Genomic DNA, 19,604 nt, shown 5'->3' with positions numbered 1-19,604 from the left:
GGTCGGCCGGTCCTACTTCTTGAGGCGGTAGATGACGGTGTCCCCGGTGACGCCGACCACCTCGTAGTGGGTGTTGAGGAGGGTGGCGATGCGGGGCACCATGTCGGGCTGGTAGGGGGAGGTGCCGGAGTCGTCGACGACGACCTCGGGGAAGCCGTTGGTGGAGATCTCGTTGTCGAAGGTCTGCCAGGCCTCGGCGACGGAGTACTGTTCGCCGACCTTGTCCGCGCCCTTGCCGCCGCTGAAGTTGGTGAGGAAGCCGGCGGTGAGGTAGCGGGTGACGGGGCGTCGGTCGGCGAGCCAGTAGAGCTCGGGGTGCATGCCCCAGATCAGGACGGTGTCCTTGGGGGTGGTCTGGGCGGCGACGGCGGTGGCGACCTCGGTGGTCTGGGTGAGGCGCTGGCCGGGCCAGAGGACGGCGAGGACGCAGAAGAAGCTGCTGGCGAGGGCGGAGTAGATCAGGACGGGCCGCCACGAGATCGCGGAGGTGGCGACGGCGCCGACGCCGAGCAGGACCAGCGGGGGCATCAGCTGGAGGTAGTAGTGGCCGAAGAAGTGGAAGCCGATCGAGACGGCGATCACCGAGGAGGCGAGCCACATCCACAGGTCGACGGTGGAGCCGTGCTCGGGTCCGCGGGCGGGGACGGGTCGTCGGCGGTGGCGCAGCCACAGGCGGTGGGCGAACGGCAGCAGGAAGGCCAGGCCTGCGCTCATCAGGATGGCGGAGTTGCCGAGTGCGCGGCCGATCATCTGGGGCCAGTCGGAGCCGAGGCCGGCGTAGTCGCCGGAGCCGGTGACGACCCAGAACAGGAAGCCCTTGGGCTTGGTGAGGATGACGGCGACCAGCGCTATCGGCAGCGCGAATCCGAAGCCGATCTTGGCGAGTGCGGGGGGCCAGCGGACGCCGCGGCGGCGGGTGTCCTGGAGGAGCATCCACAGCACGGGGAGCATGACCGCGCCGCCGGTCTGCTTGGTGAGCGAGCAGAGCGCGACCGCGATGCCGGCGGCCAGCCAGCGGCGGCGCTCGGCGTAGCGGAAGGCGGCGACCATCGCGGGCAGCATGAAGACTTCGAAGGTCGCGGCCTGGGTGTCCTCGGGCGAGAGCCCGATGGAGACCAGCAGGTAGAGGATGCCCGCGTAGCGCCCGGCCTTGTCGCCCCAGCGGCCGCGGGCGAGCGAGGCCAGCAGGATCGCGGTGGCGAGGTGGGCGACGATCGCGAGGGTGCGCAGCGGCCAGAGCGAGGCGGAGCCGAAGAGCGCGAAGCAGGCTTCGTACAGCCAGGGCAGCAGCGGGGGTTTGCGGTCGACGACGGTGTCGTACAGGACGCCGCCGTCGGCGAGCATCCGGGCCTGGGTGGCGAGGTAGCCCTCGTCGGGGCTCCACACGGGGCGCAGGAAGGACGGCAGGTGGGTCAGTGTGGCCAGCACGGCGAGCAGCGGGACCAGTCTGGTCCAGTACCCGGTGCGGAGGCGCTCTGGGAGGCGCTCGGCAAGGGCACGTGGGCTGCTCGTGAGGGTGAGGGACACGGATGACAACCTACCGGGCGTGGACGGGCGTAGTCAGGGGCAGTCCACGAATGAGTGTGACCGTCCGACAATAAGCGCACCGTCACAGGGCCAAAAGGCGGTCCCGTGACGGTGCGCTGGGGGGATTGCGGGTGGTCAGCTCCGGGCGAAGGAGCGGGTGCTGACCAGTGCTTCGATCTTCTCGGCGATGGCGGGCACGGTGAGCCCGATCTCGTCGAGGATCTCGCCGCGCGAGGCGTGGTCGAGGAACTCCTGCGGGATGCCGAAGTCGCGCAGCGGCACGTCCACGTCGGCGTCGCGCAGCGCCTGGGCGATCGCGGAGCCGACGCCGCCGGCCCGGCCGTTGTCCTCGACGGTGACGACCAGGCGGTGCTGGGCGGCCAGGCCGGGCAGCGCGGCGTCGACCGGCTTGACCCAGCGCGGGTCGACCACGGTGCTGCTGATGCCCTGCTGGGCGAGCAGCTCAGCGGCCTCCAGGCAGGTCGGGGCCATCGCGCCGATCGAGACGATCAGCACGTCGGCGGCCTCGTCCGCGGAGTCGGCCTCGGGGCGGCGCAGCACGTCCATGCCGCCGACGGTGCCGACGGCGGGCACGGCGGGGCCGACGTTGCCCTTGGAGTAGCGGACCACGGTCGGGGCGTCGGCCACCTCGACGGCCTCGCGCAGCTGGAGCCGGACCTGCTCGGCGTCGCGCGGCGCGGCCAGCCGCAGGCCGGGGACGACCTGCAGGATCGACATGTCCCACATGCCGTTGTGGGAGGCGCCGTCGGTGCCGGTGACGCCGGCCCGGTCGAGCACGAAGGTGACGCCGAGCTTGTGCAGCGCGACGTCCATCAGGACCTGGTCGAAGGCCCGGTTGAGGAAGGTCGCGTAGACCGCGACCACCGGGTGCAGGCCGTTGGTGGCCAGGCCGGCGGCGCAGACCGCGGCGTGCTGCTCGGCGATGCCGACGTCGAAGATCCGCTCCGGGTAGGCCTTGGCGAACGGGGCGAGGCCGACGGGGTGCAGCATGGCGGCGGTGATGGCGACCAGGTCGCGGCGCTCGCGGCCGAGCGCGACCATCTCCTCGCCGAACACCGACGTCCAGTCCTTGCCGGAGGTCTTGACCGGCAGGCCGGTGTCGGGGTGGATCACGCCGACCGCGTGGAAGCGGTCCTCGTCGTTGTTCTCGGCGGCGTGGTAGCCGCGGCCCTTCTCGGTGATGCAGTGCACGATGACCGGGCCGCCGAAGTTGCGGGCCTTGGTGAACGCGGACTCCAGCGCCTGCAGGTCGTGGCCGTCGATCGGGCCGAGGTACTTCAGGCCGAGGTCCTCGAACATGCCCTGCGGGGCGATGAAGTCCTTCAGGCCCTTCTTGGCGCCGTGCAGGGTGTCGAACATCGCCTGGCCGACCACGGGGGTGCGCTGCAGCGCGTCCTTGCCCCAGGACAGGAAGCGCTCGTAGCCCTGGGTGGTGCGCAGGGTGGCCAGGTGGTTGGCGAGGCCGCCGATGGTCGGCGAGTAGGACCGCTCGTTGTCGTTGACGACGATGACGATCGGCAGGTCCTGGCTGTCGGCGATGTTGTTCAGCGCCTCCCAGGCCATGCCGCCGGTGAGCGCGCCGTCGCCGATCACGGCGACCACGGGGCGGTCCTTGTGGCCCTGGATCTTGTTGGCCTTGGCGAGTCCGTCGGCGTAGCCGAGGACGGTGGAGGCGTGCGAGTTCTCGATCACGTCGTGCTCGGACTCGGCGCGCGAGGGGTAGCCGGACAGGCCGCCCTTCATCTTCAGCCGGGAGAAGTCCTGGCGGCCGGTCAGTAGCTTGTGGACGTAGCTCTGGTGACCGGTGTCGAACAGGATCCGGTCGCGCGGCGAGTCGAAGACCCGGTGCATGGCGAGGGTCAGCTCGACCACGCCGAGGTTGGGTCCGAGGTGGCCGCCGGTCTTGGAGACCTCCTCCACCAGGAAGGCGCGGATCTCCTCCGCGAGCTCCGCGAGCTGCGCGGGGGTGAGTCGATCGAGATCGCGCGGTCCCCGAATACGGGTCAGCAGGGCCACCCGTTCCTCCTCGTCCAAGTTCTCGCGCCCGCTCGGGCCCGGAGGGCGTACGCCCCGCTTGAGTCTAATGTCCATTACCCGGGCGTAGTGCGGCGGGCAACCCCGTCCCCCGTTCGGGTGACAGGGGTGGAAAAGCACCGAACCGCGCGACCGGCCCCGCTAAGGCGGGGAAGTGTGCCGGTCGCGCGGTTGCGGGTGGTGCCGGGTCAGCCGCGTCCGTTGGACTTCTGGGTGCGGCGGGAGACCGAGTCCAGGACCACCGCGGCGAGCAGCACCGCGCCGGTGATCATGTACTGGATGGCCTGCTCGGCGCCCACCATGTCCAGGCCGGTGGTGATGGACTGGATGACCAGGATGCCGAGCAGCGCCGACCAGGTCTTGCCGCGGCCGCCGAACAGGCTGGTGCCGCCGATGACGGCCGCCGCGATGGCGTTCATCAGCATGTTGGCGCCACCGAGGCCCTTGTCCGCCGAGCCCTGCTGGGAGGCGATGAACAGGCCGCCGAGACCGGCCAGGCCGGCCGAGATCATGTACACCGAGGTGCGCACCCAGGCGACGTTGATGCCGGCCCGGCGGGCCGCCTCGATGCCGCCGCCGACCGCGAAGATCTGCCGGCCGTAGCCGGTGCGGCGGAGCACGAAGTCGGTGATCGCGACGATGCCGACGAACAGCACCAGCGGCAGCGGCAGGCCGCGGTCCTGGTTGAGCACGTAGGCGACCACCAGCACGATCACGGCGAGCACGCCGGTGCGCATTGCGATCTCGGCGATCGGGCGGGCCGGCAGGCCGGCGGCCGTGCGGCGGCGGGCGTCGAGCAGCTGGCCGGCGGCGAACAGCGCGATGGAGAGGATCGCGGCCAGCCACGCCCAGACGATGTCGCCGTCGCCCAGGAAGTAGGTGTCCAGGTTGGCGATGACGCCGTCGTTGAGGTTGTTGACGGTGCCGAGCTTGCCGATGACCAGGTTCTGCAGGCCGCTCCAGGCGAGCATGCCGGCCAGCGTGACCAGCAGCGCGGGCACGCCGATCTTCGAGAAGAAGAAGCCGTGCAGGGCGCCCAGGGCGACCGCGGCGGCGATGCCGATCAGCACCGCCAGCCACTCGTTGACGCCCTGGCGGACGGCCAGCACCGAGGAGATCGCGGCGGTGGCGCCGGCCACCGAGCCGAGCGAGAGGTCGATCTCGCCGAGCAGCAGCACGAAGACCACGCCGGTGGCGATCAGGCCGGGGCCGGCGATCCACTTGGTGATGTTGGTGACGTTGTCGGCGTTGAGGAAGTGGCCGGTCTTCCACTGGAAGACGGCGGCGATGATGATCAGGCCGACCACGACGGGCAGCGAGCCGAGCTCGCCGCTGCGGACCTTGCGGCCGAACTCGTCGAGGTAGCCGGCCAGGCCCTCCTTGCGGACCAGCAGGCGCGGGTCGACGGCGGGCGGGGTGGGCGTGGTGGGGGTCTCGGTGCTCACTTGGCGTCCTCCGCGATACGGGCCTGACGACGGGTCACCGCGTTGTCGGTGGCGCCGGTGATGGCGGAGATGATCTCCTCGTGCGAGGTGGTGGCCACCTCGAAGATGCCGTTGTTGCGGCCCAGGCGGAGCACCGCGACGGTGTCCGCGACGGCCTTGACGTCGGCCATGTTGTGGCTGATCAGGATCACGCCGAGGCCCCGCTCGCGCAGCCGCTCGACCAGGTCGAGGACCTGGGCGGTCTGCTCGACGCCGAGGGCGGCGGTGGGCTCGTCCAGGATGACGATCTTCGGGTCGCCGACCAGGGCGCGGGCGATCGCGACCACCTGGCGCTGGCCGCCGGAGAGGCCGGCGATCGGGATCCGGACGCTGGGGATGCGGATCGACAGGGTGTCGAGGAGCTCGCGGGCGCGCTTCTCCATGGCGACCTCGTCCAGGGTGCCGAAGCGCTTGAGCTCACGGCCGAGGAACAGGTTGCCGACCACGTCGAGGTTGTCGCACAGGGCGAGGTCCTGGTAGACGGTGGCGATGCCGAGCGCCTGCGCGTCGTGCGGGCGGCCGATGGAGACCGGCTTGCCCTCCCACTCGATGACGCCCTCGTCGATCGGGTGGACGCCCGCGATGGTCTTGACCAGGGTGGACTTACCGGCGCCGTTGTCGCCGACCAGGGCGACGACCTCGCCCGCATGGACCTCCAGCTGCACGTCGGTGAGTGCCTGGACGGCACCGAAGCGCTTGGAGACCCCGCGCAACGCCAGTACGGGTGCGCCTGTCACGTGAACCATCTCCTTGAGTTCCGTGTCGGACCTGACGTTTCCGACACGGGCGACCCGCGCGCCGGTCCGGACGCGCGGGGTGGGACTGCTGGAACCGAAAGGGCCGGCGGGAGCTTCCGGGTGGTCAGGAAGCTCCCGCCGGGCGGGTGTTACTGCAGGCCGGCCGCGGTGCAGGCAGCGGCGAAGTCGGCGGTGCAGATGTCCGCGACCTTGTACAGCTTGTCGGCGATCACGGTGTCCTTGATGTTCGCCTTGGTGACGACCTTGGGGTCCAGCAGGACGGACGGGATGCCCTTGTCCGCGCCGCTGTCGACCGTGGAGGTGGCGACGCCCTTGACGTCCTTGCCCTGGAGCAGGTTGACCGCGAGCTCGCCGGCCGCGTCGGCCAGCGGCTTGTAGGCCTTGTAGATGGTGAAGGCCTGGTCGCCGGAGACCAGGCGCTGGATCGCGTCCAGGCTCGCGTCCTGGCCGCCGACCGGGACGCTGATGCCCTGCGACTTCAGCTGGGTGATGATCGCGCCGGCCATGCCGTCGTTGGCGGAGTAGACGCCCTGGAAGCCGTCCTTGCCGAGCGAGGAGATGGCGGCGCCGATCTTCTGGCCCGCGACGGTGGGCTTCCACTCGCCGCTCTGCTCGTAGACGATGCCCTTGACCTTGCTGTCCAGCACCTTGTGCGCGCCGGTCTTGAACTGGGCGGCGTTCGGGTCGGCGTCGTCACCGTTGATCATCACGACGTTGGAGTCGGCGGCCTTGGCGCCGAGGGCGTCGACCAGGCCCTGGCCCTGGAGCTCGCCGACCTTCTCGTTGTCGAAGGAGACGTACGCGGAGACCGGGCCGCTGGCCAGGCGGTCGTACGCGACGACCTTGACGCCCTTGTCGGCGGCCTCCTTCACCCAGCTCTGGGTGGCCTTGGCGTCGAACGCGTCCAGGATGATCACCTTGACGCCCTGGGCGATCAGGGTGTCGAACTGCTGCTTCTGCTTCGACGCGGAGGCCTCGGCGTTGGCGTACTCGATCTTGCAGTCGGAGCAGAGCTCGTGGACCTTCGCCTCGATGAACGGCTTGTCGAAGGACTCGTAGCGGGTCGAGGAGGCGTTCTCCGGCAGCAGCAGGCCGATCGACTTGTTGTTGCCCGAGGCCGCGCCGTCCTTCTTGTCACTGCCGGCCTTGCCGCACGCGGCCATGGTCAGTGCCATCGAGACAGCGGCGGTGCCGACGACGACGCGACGCATCATTGCGTTCATGGTGGGGGGTGCCTCCCTGACAGAGCCGCAACGTTGCGGCGAGGTGGGCAGGAGTCAACCCCGTCACCAAGCTTGTCGTCAACAAGTAAAGCATCAGCCCCAGGGATTCAAACCCTTTCGTTATCTTCCTGAAGGCTCAGTCGAGATCGGACGGCCCGTCAGGGGCCCTCAGGGGCCCCTCGAAGCGACTCAGATCCCGCCCGTCTCCCCCATCTCACTCATCACCAGGGCCAACGCCCCGAGCACCTCGGCGCGGCCGCCGAGCGTGCCCGGGACCACCGACAGCTGGCGGGCGGCGCTGGGGATCGCGTACCGGGCCACCGAATCCCGGATCGGGGAAAGCACCAGCTCACCGGCCTCGGCCAGCTCTCCGCCCAGGATCACCCGGCGGGGGTTGAGCAGGTTGCACAGGGTGGCCACGCCCATGCCGATCTGGCGGCCGGCGTCGGCGATCACCCGGCGGCAGCCCAGGTCGCCCTGCTGGGCCAGCTGCACCACCTTCCCGAGGGTCAGTTCGCCCGGGTGGTTGGCGTTCAAGAGGTTGAGCAGGTAGCGGGAGCCCACGAAGGTCTCCAGGCAACCGCGGTTGCCGCAGCGGCACACCGGGCCCGCCTCGTCCAGCGTGATGTGCCCGATCTCACCCGCCGTGCCGCCCGGGCCGCGGTAGATCTGGCCGTTGATCACCAGTCCCGCGCCGACGCCGCTGGCCACCTTGATGTACGCCAGCTCGCCCAGGCCCCGCCCGGCGCCCCAGACCAGCTCGCCCAGCGCGCCCAGGTTGGCGTCGTTGTCCACGTGCACCGGCATGCCCAGGCGCTGCGCCAGCTCCTGACCGGGCATCACGCCGGTCCAGCCGGGCAGGATCGCGGTCGAGCCGAGCGCCCCGGTCTCCTGGTCGATCGGGCCGGGCACGCCCAGGCCCACGCCGATCACCTTGTCGCTCCGGAAGCCGGCCTGCTCCAGCAGCCGCGCCACCATCCGCTCGGCCAGGTCGAACCCCTGCTGGGCGGAGACGTCCACGTCCAGCGGCTCGCTCTCCTCGGCCAGCACCCGGTGCGCCAGGTTGCCGACCGCCACCCGCAGGTGGGTGTGGCCGAAGTCCACGCCCACCACGATCCCGGCGTCCCCGCTCAGCGAGACGCTGCGCGCCCGGCGCCCGCCCGAGGAGGTGTCGGCGACCACCACGGTGCCGGACTCCTTGAGCTCCCGGACGATGTTGGACACCGTCGCGGCCGACAGCCCCGTGCCCCGGGCGATCTCGGCCTGGGTCAGCGATCCGGCCATCCGCACCGCCCGCAGCACCCGTTCGAGATTCGCCCGGTGCAGCGAGGACTGCGATCCCGGTGTGTCCGTCGACATGTTCCACCCTCCAGGGCGCACTTGCGTTCGTCCAAAGTCCAGCTTCAACTTCTGAACTCTATGCTCCGGTACCGATCGGAGGGCCCGTCAAGTACGAACACGGATCGTTACGCACGTGGGAGGATGCCCGGTAACCAAGCTCTGACGAAGGAGTCCTGCGTGCCTGGCACCAACTTGACCCGTGAGGAGGCCCGCACCCGGGCCGCACTCCTGCATGTGGAGGCGTACGACATCGAGCTCGACCTGAGCTCCGCGCGCGAGGGCGGCACCTTCCGGTCCACCACCGTGGTCCGGTTCACTGCCACCGAGCCCGGCGCCTCCACCTTCATCGACCTGGTCGCCCCCGCGGTCACCGAGATCGTCCTCAACGGCCGCGCGCTGCCGCTGGAGAGCTTCTCCGACAGCCGCATCGCGCTGCCCGACCTGGCCGCCGAGAACGAGCTGCGGGTGGTCGCCGACTGCGCCTACACCAACACCGGCGAGGGCCTGCACCGCTTCGTCGACCCGGCCGACGGCGAGACCTACCTGTACACCCAGTTCGAGGTCCCGGACGCCCGCCGGGTGTTCGCCAACTTCGAGCAGCCCGACCTGAAGGCCGCCTTCGCCTTCACCGTCACCGCCCCGGCCGGCTGGGTCGTGATCTCCAACTCGCCGACCCCCGAGCCCGCCGGCGACGGCGACACCCGGGTGTGGACCTTCGAGCCCACCCCGCGGATGTCCACCTACATCACCGCCCTGGTGGCCGGCCCCTACGTCGGCGTGTTCGACGCCTACGAGAACGGCGCGCAGCGCGTGCCGCTCGGCGTCTACTGCCGCCCCTCGCTGCGCGAGTTCCTCGACGCCGACGCGATCTTCGCCGTCACCAAGCAGGGCTTCGACTACTTCCAGGACAAGTTCGACTTCGCCTACCCGTTCGCGAAGTACGACCAGCTGTTCGTCCCGGAGTTCAACGCCGGCGCGATGGAGAACGCGGGCGCCGTCACCCTCCGCGACCAGTACGTGTTCCGCTCCAAGGTCACCGACGCCTCCTACGAGCTGCGCGCCGCGACCATCCTGCACGAGCTCGCCCACATGTGGTTCGGCGACCTCGTCACCATGGAGTGGTGGAACGACCTGTGGCTGAACGAGTCGTTCGCCACCTTCGCCGAGGCGGTCTGCCAGGCCGAGGCCCCCGGCTCCAAGTGGCCGCACTCCTGGACCACCTTCGCCAACCAGATGAAGACCTGGGCGTACCGGCAGGACCAGCTGCCGTCCACCCACCCGATCATGGCGGAGATCAACGACCTGGAGGACGTCCAGGTCAACTTCGACGGCATCACCTACGCCAAGGGCGCCTCGGTGCTCAAGCAGCTGGTGGCGTACGTCGGCCAGGACGCCTTCTTCCAGGGCGTGCGCGCCTACTTCAAGCGCCACGCCTGGGGCAACACCCGCCTCACCGACCTGCTCGGCGCCCTTGAGGAGGCCAGCGGCCGCGACCTGCGCACCTGGTCCAAGGCGTGGCTGGAGACCGCCGGCATCAACGTGCTGCGGCCCGCCCTGGAGGTCTCCGCGGACGGCGTCATCGAGTCCTTCGCCGTCCTGCAGGAGGCCCCGGCGCTGCCCGCCGGCGCCCGCGGCGAGGCCGTGCTGCGCCCGCACCGCATCGCCATCGGCCTGTACGAGCTGGTCGACGGCGACCTGGTCCGCACCGACCGCATCGAGCTCGACGTGGACGGCGCGCGCACCGAGGTCCCGCAGCTGACCGGCCGCCCGCGGCCCGCCGTGCTGCTGCTCAACGACGACGACCTGTCCTACGCGAAGGTCCGCCTGGACGCCGAGTCGCTGGCCGTCGTCACCGAGCACCTCGGCGACTTCACCGACTCGCTCCCCCGCGCGCTGTGCTGGGCTTCCTCCTGGGACATGACCCGCGACGGCGAGCTCGCCACCCGCGACTACCTGTCGCTGGCGCTGTCCGGCCTGCGCCGCGAGAGCGACATCGGCGTGGTCCAGTCCGTGCACCGCCAGATCAAGGTCGCGCTGGAGCTGTACGCCGACCCGGCGTGGCGCGAGACCGGCCTGCAGCGCTGGGCCGCCGCCGCCGAGACCTCGCTGCGCGAGGCCCCCGCCGGCAGCGACCACCAGCTCGCCTGGGCCCGCGCGCTGGCCGCCTCGGCCCGGACCGACGGTCAGCTCGCGCTGCTCGCCGGCCTGCTGGACGGCTCGGAGACGATCGAGGGCCTGGCCGTCGACACCGAGCTGCGCTGGACCCTGCTCGGCCGCCTGGTCGCGACCGGCCGCGCCGACGAGGCCGCGATCGACGCGGAGCTCGCCCGCGACAACACCTCCTCCGGCCAGGAGCACGCCGCCACCTGCCGGGCGGCCCGCCCGACCGCCGAGGCCAAGGCCGAGGCCTGGGCGTCCGTGGTCGAGTCCGACACCCTCACCAACTACGTCCAGGAGGCCGTCATCGCCGGCTTCCAGCAGCCCGACCAGCGGGACCTGCTCGCGGCGTACACCGAGAAGTACTTCGCCTCGGTGAAGCAGGTGTGGGAGACCCGCAGCCACGAGATCTCCCAGCAGATCATCGGCGGCCTGTACCCCGCGTACTCCGTCTCGCAGGCCACCCTGGACGCCACCGACGCGTGGCTGGCCTCCGCCGACCCGGCCCCGGCCCTGCGCCGCCAGGTCGTCGAGGCCCGGGCGGGCGTGGAGCGGGCGCTGAAGGCTCAGGCCGCGGACCGCTGACGCGGAGTCGTGCGCGAGGGGGCCCGGGGGACGCGTTCTCCCGGGCCTCCGGCGTGTTCGGGGGTGGGGGTGGGGGTGCTCACCCTGGTGGTGCGCTCCTCACCGAGCCTTGGGCAGGGTGATGCGGAAGGTCGTCGCGCCCGGTGCGCTTTGTGCCGTGGCGGTGCCGGCGTGGGCCTGGGTGACGGCCCGGACGATGGCGAGCCCGAGGCCGGTGGAGCCGGTGCGGCGGGAGCGGGTGGGGTCGCCGCGGACGAAGCGGTCGAAGATGTGCGGGAGGAGTTCGGGCGGGATGCCCGGGCCGTTGTCGGTGACGGTGAGGAGCACCTGGTCGGGGGTGGCGGAGAGCCGGAGGGTGACCTCGGTGCCGTCGGGTGTGTGGGTGCGGGCGTTGGCCAGCAGGTTCGCCACCACCTGGGTCAGCCGGTGCGGGTCGCCGGGGACCGTGACGGGTTCGGCGGGGAGTTCGAGCAGCCAACGGTGCCGGGGCGCGGCGGCGCGGGCGTCGGCGGTGCAGTCCAGGGCGATCCGGGTCAGGTCGACGTCCTCGACGGCCAGCGGGCGGCCCGCGTCGAGGCGGGCGAGCAGCAGGAGGTCCTCGACGACGGTGCCCATGCGCCGGGACTCGGCGGTGATCCGCTCCAGCGAGTGCCGGACGGGCTCCGGCACCGGGCCCGGGTGCCGCAGGGCGAGCTCGGCGTGGCCGCGGACGGCGGCCACGGGATTGCGCAGTTCGTGGCTGGCGTCGGCGGCGAACGCCCGGAGCCGCTCCTCGACGTCCTGCCGGCGGGTCAGCGCGTCGCCGATGTGGCCGAGCATCCGGTTCAGCGCGGCGCCGACCCGGCCGACCTCGGTGCCCTGGTCGTCGTCCGGGACGCGCTCGCCGAGGTCGACCGCGCCGCTGGCCAGGGGCAGCGCGGAGACCCGTTCGGCGGTGGCGACCACCCGTTCCAGCGGGCGCAGGGCGAGTCGGACGCCGAGCGTCCCGGCGACGGCCGCGACGGCCAGCGCGGCGGCGAACACGACGAGTTCGATCAGCAGCAGGCGCTGCACGGTCTCGTCGAGGGGGTGCATCGGGAGGCCGGTGATCAGCACGTCCCCGTCGGAGCCGGCGACGGAGACGGCCCGGTAGTGGCCGAGCGCGGACAGCGTGACGTCCCGCGGACGGCCGTTCACCGGGAGGGCGCGCAGGGTGCGGACGTCCCGGTCGGTGAGCGGGACGGCGGCGTCGCCGCCCGAGCCGCCGGCGATCGGGACGGGGTCGTCGTCACCGGGCGGGATGCCGCCGACCACGGAGGCGTGGGTGACGGCGCCGTTCACCAGGCGGGCGCCGAAGGTGCCGGGCGACTGGGCGCGGGTGTCGTGGCCGCACGTGCCGGGGTGTTCGAGGCTGGACGCGTAGCGGCCGCCCGAGGCATTCAGCTGCTCGTCGATCCGGTCGACCAGGAAGTGCCGCATCGCACAGCTGGTGGCGACGCCGACGCCGACGCAGATCACGGTGAGCAGCGCCAGCACGCCCGCCACCAGCCGGACCCGCAGGGTGCGGGGTCGTCCGACGCGGGTCATCCGGTGGGCGCCTTGAGCACGTAGCCGGCGCCGCGCACGGTGTGGATCATCGGCGGGCGGCCGGCGTCGATCTTGCGGCGCAGGTAGCTGATGTACAGCTCCACCACGTGGGCCTGGCCGCCGAAGTCGTAGGACCAGACGGCGTCCAGGATCTGCGCCTTGCTGAGCACCTGCCGGGGGTGCTCCATCAGGTAGCGCAGCAGCGCGAACTCGGTGGGGCTGAGGTCGACGACCTCGCCGCCGCGGCTGGTCTCCCGGGCCGCCGGGTCCAGGTGCAGGTCGCCGACGGTGAGGGTGCCGGGGTTGGCGGGGCTGGTCGGGGCGGCGCGGCGCAGCAGGCCGCGCAGCCGGACCACGACCTCCTCCAGGCTGAACGGCTTGGTGACGTAGTCGTCGCCGCCGGCGGAGATGCCGGCGATCCGGTCCTCGACGGCGTCCCGGGCGGTCAGGAACAGCACCCGCACCTCGGGGTCGGTGCGGTGCACCCGGCGCAGCACCTCCAGTCCGTCGCAGTCGGGCAGCATCACGTCCAGCACGACGGCGTGCGGGTGCCACTCGGCGGCGGCGGCGACGGCGTCGAGGCCGCAGGTGACGCCGCGGGCCTGCCAGCCCTCGTAGCGCAGGGCGCCGCAGATCACCTCGACCAGGTCGGGTTCGTCGTCGACCACCAGGACCCGCCAGGGGGCGTCCGCGTGCTGCATGGGCCCATTCTTGCGTCCCGGCATGAGAAAGCGGTGAGATCATCCGACCGCGTCCGGCCGGGCAGGGCCCGGGCGACCAGCACAAACACCGCCGTCACGGCCCCGGAACGGCGTCTTTTCATAGGGAACTGAGAGCTTCCGGTGCCACGGTGGCGGTGCACTGACGAAGGAGGGCGCCCGTTGACCGCACTGACCACCCCGACCCGGGTCGCCCGTCGCGCCGCCCGGCGCCGCGCCCTCCCGCCGGACGCCGTCCGCCACGGCGCGCTCGCCCTGATCGCGCTCGGCGCCCTCGGCGTGCTCGCCCTGTGGTGGGTCGACACCCCGCGCATCGCCGGCGCCGCGGACTGGCTCACCGGCACCGCCCGGATCACCGGCCTGCTGGCCGGCTACGCCGCACCGGTCCTGCTGCTGCTGATGGCCCGCGTTCCGCTGCTCGAACGCGAGGTCGGGGCCGACCGGACGGCCCGCTGGCACGCCTTCGGCGGCCGCTACCTGGTGTCGCTGATCACCGTGCACGTGCTGACGGTCGTCTGGGGCTACGCGCTGACCAGCGGCCAGGGCCTGTGGGCCCAGGGCGTGGAGATCGTCCTGCACTTCCCCGACATGCTGAAGGCCACCGCCGCCACCCTGCTGATCCTCGGCACCGGGGCCGTCTCCGCCCGGGCCGCCCGCCGCCGGCTGAGTTACGAGGCCTGGTACTACCTGCACCTGGCCACCTACCTGGCCGTCGCGCTCGGCTTCGGCCACCAGCTCACCACCGGCGCCGACCTGGCCGACAACAAGGCGAAGGCCCTCTGGTACCTGCTGTACCTCGGCACCGCCGCCGTCCTCGGCTGGTACCGGCTGCTGCGGCCGTTCCTGCGCGACCGCCGGCACCGGCTGCGGGTCGCCGAGGTCCGGGCCGAGGGCCCGGGCGTGGTCTCGGTCTTCCTGACCGGCCGCCACCTGCACGAACTGCGCGCCGAGCCCGGCCAGTTCTTCCGCCTCCAGTTCCTCACCCCGCAGCTGCGCTGGGCCGCCAACCCCTACTCGATGTCCGCTCCCCCGCACCCGCACTTCCTCCGCTTCACCGTCAAGGGCCTGGGCGCGCACAGTGCCGCCGTCGCCGCCCTCGCCCCCGGCACCGCCGTCCGCGCCGAGGGCCCGTACGGGGCGTTCACCGCGCGACGCCGCCACGGCGGGCCGGTGCTGCTGCTCGGCGCGGGCGTCGGCGTCACCCCGCTGAGGGCGCTCTTCGAGACGCTGCCCGGACGGGTGACGCTCGTTCAGCGGGCCCGGCGCCCCGAGGACGTGCTGTTCCGCCACGAGCTCGCGGCCGTCGCCGCCGGGGGCCGGGGCAGGCGGGTGCACGAGCTGCTCGGCAGCCGCGAGCAGGTCGGCGACCTGGGTGCGGCACTGCACCGGCTGGTGCCGGACCTCGGCCGGCACGAGGTCTACCTGTGCGGGCCGGACGCGTTCACCGCCGAGGCGGTCCGCGCGCTGCGCGCCGCCGGGGTCCGGCCGTCCCGCATCCACCACGAGTCCTTCGCCTTCTAGGAGCCCCCACCGCCATGCGCCGAGCCGTCATCACCGCCTCCGCGACCGCCGCCGGGGTCGTCCTGCTGCTCTCCCTGAAGCCGCACGACCCGTCCACCGCGGCCGCCATCTCCTCGTCCCCGGTCGCCGGCGGCCCGAGGAGCAGCGCCGGCCCGACGTCCTCCCCGTCCGCGCCCTCCCCGTCCGCGTCCTCGACGGCCGCTTCCGGCGGCACCCGGACCGTCACCGGCAACGCCGTCAACACCCGGTACGGGCCGGTGCAGGTCCGGGTGACGCTCGACGGCAGCACGATCAGCAAGATCGACGTGATCCAGTACCCCAACCGGGACCGCCGCGACCAGGAGATCAACAGCTACGCCGTCCCGGAGCTCAACCAGGAGGCGATGGCCGCGCAGAACGCGCACATCGACGTGGTCTCCGGCGCCACCTACACCAGCGACGGCTACACCCGGTCGCTGCAGAGCGCGCTCGACCGGGCGGCGAAGAAGTGACCGCCGCTCACGTCGAGCACGTGATGGGGACGGTCTTCTCCTTCACCGTCCGCGACCCCGGCCCGGGCACCGCCGACGCCCTCACCCGGATCGTCGCCCGCCTGCACCGGATCGACGAGGTGTTCTCCCCGTACCGGCCGGAGAGCGAGATCAGCCGGCTCGGACGCGGCGAGCTCGAACTCGCCGCCTGCGACCCCGAGGTCCGGTGGGTGCTGGAGCGCTGCGCGGAGCTCGCCGCCGAGACCGACGGCTACTTCACCGCGACACCCGGCGGACGCCTCGACCCGAGCGGCTGGGTCAAGGGCTGGGCCGTCGAGGAGGCGTCCCGGGCGCTGCGTGACGCCGGCTCCGTCCAGCACTGCGTCAGCGGCGGCGGCGACGTCCAGACCGCCGGCGGCCCCTGGCGCATCGGCATCGCCGACCCGCACCGCCCCGGCGCCGTCGCCCACGTCGTCACCGGCCACGACCTCGCCGTCGCCACCTCCGGCACCGCCGAACGAGGCCCCCACATCCTCGACCCCCACACCGGCCGCCCCGCCACCGCCCTCGCCTCCCTCACCCTGGTCGGCCCCCGCCTCGCCCGCCTCGACGCCCTCGCCACCGCGGCCTTCGCCAGGCCCGACCCCCTGCCCTGGCTCACCGCCCGCGGCATCCCGGCCCTCGCCGTCCACCCGGACGGGACCCGCGAGCAGACGCCGGACTTCCCCTGACGGACCGTCCGCCCTCGCCGTCCCGCGCGCAGAGCGCCCCGGTAGCGTGGCGCCGTTCATGGTGCACGAGGGGTCGGGGGCGCAGCGGTGATCGTCGGTTACGGGGCGGACGGCAGGCTCATGGACGTCCACCGGCCCGCGGGCGCGTCGGGACCGGTGCCGGCGGTGCTGCTCTGGCACGGCCGGGGCCCCGACGAGCGGGACGTCCTCTCGCCGGTGGCCCGCGCGGCGGCGGAGCTGGGCGTCGTGGTGCTGGTGCCGGACTGGCGTCCCGACGCTCCGGACGGCGGGCGGGCGCAGCTGTGGGAGTCGGTCGTCTTCGCACGGCGGAACGTGGCCGACTTCGGCGGGGATCCCGGGCGGATCGTGCTCGCCGGTTGGTCGCTGGGCGGCAAGGCCGCGGTGGGTGCGGCGCTGAATCCGGCGGCGTTCGGCGGTTGGCGGCCGCACGCCGCGGTGGGGATCGCCGGCGCGTACGGGTCGCCGGCGCCGTCCACCGGCACCGTGCCGATCGACGACGTCCGCGGGGACGACCCGCTGCCGCCGGTGCCGGTGTGGCTGGTGCACGGCACCGCCGATCCGGTGGTGCCGGTCGCGCGTTCGCGCGAGTTGCACGCGGCGCTGCAGGAGCGCGGCCGACCGGTGTCGCTCGACGAGGTCGACACGGATCACGCCGGTGTCGTGCTGACCGAGTTCGTCCCCGAGCGCGCCCGCTGTCTGCCGAGCACCGCCCGGCACGCCGTCGAGGCGGGGTCGCGGACCGCCGAGGTGCTGGCGCTCGCGGCGCGGCATTCCGGCGACCGGTGAGCGGCGCTGCGGGGAAGGAACGACGGCGACTGCCGGGGTGGCCGAAACGGTGGGTTTCGGCTGCCCCGGCAGTCGCCGTTCGGGTCCGGGGACCCGGAGGGTTACTTCTTCCGACCCGGGATCATGCAGAGGCCCGCGATCACCAGGAAGGAGACGATCGGGAGGGCGACAAACAGGCCCAGGGTCTGGCCGACGCTCAGGCCGGCGCCCGGGTCGTCGCCGTCGTCGCGTACGAGCGCCATGGCGGGCGACGACATCAGCATCATCAGCGTGGCCGCCGCGGTGACCGCACCGGCGCGCATTGCGTTCCTCTTGTCCACGTTTCCCAAGGTACCGGCCCCCTACAGCGGCTCGCCCGGCGGGGTGCGCCTGTCGGCGTGTCCCGCCGTCGGAGTGCCGAGCGGGGCGAGGGTCGCGGCGAGCGCGGCGGTGCCGGGGGCGGTGGCGATGCGGTCGAGGGTGCGGGGGGTTCCGGTGGCGTCGGCGACCGGGAGGCGCCAGTTGGGGTACTGGTCCCAGGTGCCGGGGAGGTTCTGCGGGCGGGGGTCGCGGACGGTGTCGGGCAGCCAGACGCCGACCAGGCGGGCGGGGGTGGCGAGCAGGTAGGCGTACAGGGCCTCGGGGGTGACGGGCGCTCCGTCGGGGAGCAGGCCGAGGCGGACGAGTTCGCGCTGCCAGTCGGCGAGTTCGGCGGCGGCGGCCTGCTGCTCCTCGGCGAGGGGGCGGGCCAGCAGGCCGAGCTGGTGGCGGAGGGCGACGTGGTCGCCGGTGAGGCGGGCGGCGGTGCTGGGCAGGTCGTGGGTGGTGAGGGTGGCGAGGCAGCCGGCCCGCCAGCGTTCGGGGGGCAGGACGGCGCCGTCGGCGTGCCAGTCGCGTTCGAACCAGAGCACGGAGGTGCCGAGCACGCCGTGCTCGGCGAGCCGTTCGCGGACGCCGGGTTCGACGGTGCCGAGGTCCTCGCCGATGACGGCAGTGCCGGCCCGGTGGGCTTCCAGGGCGAGGACGGCGAGCATCGCCTCGGCGTCGTAGCGGACGTAGGTGCCTTCGGTGGGTCGTGCGCCGACGGGCACCCACCAGAGCCGGAACAGGCCCATCACGTGGTCGATCCGGATCGCGCCGGCGTGCCGGGCGGCGGCCCGCAGCAGTTCGGCGTAGGGGGCGTAGCCGGTCTCGGCGAGGGCGTCGGGGCGCCACGGGGGCAGGCCCCAGTCCTGGCCGTGGGCGTTGAAGGCGTCGGGCGGGGCGCCGGTGGAGATGCCGGTGGCGAGGACGTCCTGCAGGACCCAGGCGTCCGCGCCGTCGGGGTGGACGCCGACGGCGAGGTCGTGGATCAGGCCGAGCGGCATGCCGGCGTCGGCAGCGGCCCGCTGGGCGGCGTGCAGTTGGTCGTCGACCAGCCAGGCCAGCCAGCGGTGGAACTCGATCCGGTCCGTCAACACGGCTTTCTCGGCGGCCACTTGGGGGTTGGACGGGTGGCGCAGGCCCTTCGGCCAGGAGTGCCAGGCGGCGCCGTGCACCTCCGCCAGCGCGTTCCACACCGCGTACCGTTCCAGCCACTGCCCCTCACGGCGGACGAACGCCCGGTACGCGGCTTCCCGGCCGACGCCGCGCGGCACGGTGTGCAGCAGTTCCAGCGCCTGCCGCTTCAGCGACCAGACCGCGTCGCGGTCGATCAGCGCGTCGTGTTCCAGCACTTCCTCGCGCAGCAGCCGGGCCCGGCGGGCCAGGTCGCGGACCTCCTCGTGCCGGGTGTACTCGGGGATCGCCTCGATCCGCAGGTGCACCGGGTCGGCGAAGCGGCGGGAGGACGGGCGGTAGGGGGACGGGTCGGAGGGCGCGCCGGGCATGCCCGCGTGCAGCGGGTTGATCTGCAGGAAGCCGGCGCCGAGTTCGGCGCCCGCCCACTGGGCGAGGTCGGCGAGGTCGGCGAGGTCGCCCATGCCCCAGGACCGGTCGCTCAGCACCGAGTACAGCTGGGCGAGGAAGCCCCAACTGCGCTGCCGCGGTTCGGGGATGCGCGGCGGGGCGACGATCAGCGCGGCGCGGCCGGTCCGTTCGCCCGCCGTCACGTGCAGGGTGTGCCGGCCGAGCGGGACGTCCTCCGGCAGCCACCAGGAGTGGTCGTGGGCGAGTTCCCAGGAGCCGCCGTCCTCCAGTTCCAGCCGCACCTCGGCGTCCGCCGGCAGGTCGAGCGCGGTGCGCCGGCCCTGCCAGGCGACCACGGTGGGCGGCAGCAGCCGCCGGGCCTGTTCGGCGCGGTGCCGCTCCAGCGCCTCGGCGGCGAACTCGGGCGTCGCCGCCGCCACGCCCAGTGCGGCGAGCACGGCGCCGAGGGTGCGCGGCGAGACCTGGACCGGCCCGGCCCCGGCGTCGTACTCGGTGTCCACCCCGTACGCGTGGGCCAGCGCCAGCAGTTCCGGTGGCGCGGGCGGGTTGTCCTCCGCCGGCACCTGCTCGGTCCCCATCTGCTCACGGTCAAGGTATGCGGCCACTCAGCGCACTCCGTCCTCGGACTCCCGAACGCCAACAGCCACAGTCCTACCCGCGCACCTGTCCGCCGACCCCGATCGACACGGCCCCGGGCCCGCGCCGGACGGGTGAACGTCCCGTCGCCGGGTTGCCGGGCGCCCCGGCGCGGCAGGGCCGGCTCGGCCACGCGG

15 protein-coding genes are annotated in these 19,604 nt (G+C 72.9%); 5 read left to right on the top strand and 10 right to left on the bottom strand.

Annotated elements, in window-relative coordinates; all coding sequences use genetic code 11:
* Positions 1-12: 12 nt before the first annotated feature.
* The 6 genes from CG736_RS32240 to CG736_RS32215 all read right to left on the bottom strand — a co-directional run bounded on the left by CG736_RS32240 (position 13) and on the right by CG736_RS32215 (position 8,406).
* Positions 13-1,527, bottom strand: coding sequence for a glycosyltransferase family 39 protein (locus tag CG736_RS32240; protein WP_100589670.1), 1,515 nt, complete (start codon positions 1,525-1,527; stop codon positions 13-15).
* A 135-nt stretch (positions 1,528-1,662) separates the two neighbouring features.
* Positions 1,663-3,564 (bottom strand): 1-deoxy-D-xylulose-5-phosphate synthase, encoded by a 1,902-nt coding sequence (gene dxs, locus CG736_RS32235; RefSeq protein ID WP_198520686.1) that lies wholly within the window; start codon positions 3,562-3,564, stop codon positions 1,663-1,665.
* A gap of 206 nt (positions 3,565-3,770) precedes the next feature.
* Complete coding sequence (locus tag CG736_RS32230; protein ID WP_043909962.1) at positions 3,771-5,027, bottom strand: sugar ABC transporter permease; 1,257 nt, start codon at positions 5,025-5,027, stop codon at positions 3,771-3,773.
* Positions 5,024-5,812: an ATP-binding cassette domain-containing protein gene (locus CG736_RS32225; protein ID WP_100589668.1), complete on the bottom strand. Its 789-nt coding sequence runs from the start codon at positions 5,810-5,812 to the stop codon at positions 5,024-5,026. Before CG736_RS32225 ends, CG736_RS32230 begins: the two co-directional genes overlap by 4 nt.
* Positions 5,813-5,952: 140 nt before the next feature.
* Positions 5,953-7,047, bottom strand: a complete 1,095-nt coding sequence (locus CG736_RS32220; protein ID WP_369880791.1) for a sugar ABC transporter substrate-binding protein — start codon at positions 7,045-7,047, stop codon at positions 5,953-5,955.
* Positions 7,048-7,236: 189 nt separating this feature from the next.
* Complete coding sequence (locus CG736_RS32215; RefSeq protein WP_043909958.1) at positions 7,237-8,406, bottom strand: ROK family transcriptional regulator; 1,170 nt, start codon at positions 8,404-8,406, stop codon at positions 7,237-7,239.
* A 159-nt stretch (positions 8,407-8,565) separates the two neighbouring features.
* On the opposite strand from CG736_RS32215, the gene pepN reads away from it, so the two are divergent.
* Positions 8,566-11,130: an aminopeptidase N gene (gene pepN, locus CG736_RS32210; RefSeq protein WP_100589667.1), complete on the top strand. Its 2,565-nt coding sequence runs from the start codon at positions 8,566-8,568 to the stop codon at positions 11,128-11,130.
* Between the two features lie 99 nt (positions 11,131-11,229).
* On the opposite strand, the gene CG736_RS32205 is transcribed toward pepN, so the two are convergent.
* Positions 11,230-12,696: a cell wall metabolism sensor histidine kinase WalK gene (locus tag CG736_RS32205; protein WP_100589666.1), complete on the bottom strand. Its 1,467-nt coding sequence runs from the start codon at positions 12,694-12,696 to the stop codon at positions 11,230-11,232.
* Positions 12,693-13,397 (bottom strand): response regulator transcription factor, encoded by a 705-nt coding sequence (locus CG736_RS32200; RefSeq protein ID WP_198520685.1) that lies wholly within the window; start codon positions 13,395-13,397, stop codon positions 12,693-12,695. Before CG736_RS32200 ends, CG736_RS32205 begins: the two co-directional genes overlap by 4 nt.
* A gap of 180 nt (positions 13,398-13,577) precedes the next feature.
* On the opposite strand from CG736_RS32200, the gene CG736_RS32195 reads away from it, so the two are divergent.
* From CG736_RS32195 to CG736_RS32180, 4 genes are all read left to right on the top strand, one after another.
* A complete protein-coding gene (locus CG736_RS32195; RefSeq protein ID WP_100589664.1) occupies positions 13,578-14,936 on the top strand; it encodes a ferric reductase-like transmembrane domain-containing protein in 1,359 nt (452 codons plus the stop codon).
* Between the two features lie 14 nt (positions 14,937-14,950).
* Positions 14,951-15,427 carry an FMN-binding protein gene (locus CG736_RS32190; RefSeq protein ID WP_100589663.1) on the top strand — a complete coding sequence of 159 codons (477 nt, stop codon included), beginning with the start codon at positions 14,951-14,953 and terminating at the stop codon, positions 15,425-15,427.
* Between the two features lie 23 nt (positions 15,428-15,450).
* Positions 15,451-16,137: an FAD:protein FMN transferase gene (locus tag CG736_RS32185; RefSeq protein WP_100589742.1), complete on the top strand. Its 687-nt coding sequence runs from the start codon at positions 15,451-15,453 to the stop codon at positions 16,135-16,137.
* Positions 16,138-16,257: 120 nt separating this feature from the next.
* Positions 16,258-16,944 carry an alpha/beta hydrolase gene (locus CG736_RS32180; RefSeq protein WP_100589741.1) on the top strand — a complete coding sequence of 229 codons (687 nt, stop codon included), beginning with the start codon at positions 16,258-16,260 and terminating at the stop codon, positions 16,942-16,944.
* Between the two features lie 101 nt (positions 16,945-17,045).
* On the opposite strand, the gene psbW is transcribed toward CG736_RS32180, so the two are convergent.
* Together psbW and malQ are read right to left on the bottom strand one after the other, a co-directional pair.
* Positions 17,046-17,264: a photosystem II reaction center protein PsbW gene (gene psbW / locus CG736_RS32175; protein WP_083462161.1), complete on the bottom strand. Its 219-nt coding sequence runs from the start codon at positions 17,262-17,264 to the stop codon at positions 17,046-17,048.
* Between the two features lie 21 nt (positions 17,265-17,285).
* Positions 17,286-19,409 (bottom strand): 4-alpha-glucanotransferase, encoded by a 2,124-nt coding sequence (gene malQ / locus CG736_RS32170; protein ID WP_100589662.1) that lies wholly within the window; start codon positions 19,407-19,409, stop codon positions 17,286-17,288.
* Positions 19,410-19,604 lie beyond the last annotated feature (195 nt).

Source organism: Kitasatospora sp. CB02891 (assembly GCF_002803145.1).
Taxonomy (GTDB): Bacteria; Actinomycetota; Actinomycetes; order Streptomycetales; family Streptomycetaceae; genus Kitasatospora; species Kitasatospora griseola.
Note: the sequence above shows the minus strand (reverse complement) of the source record. Positions and strands in the feature narration are given on the sequence as shown.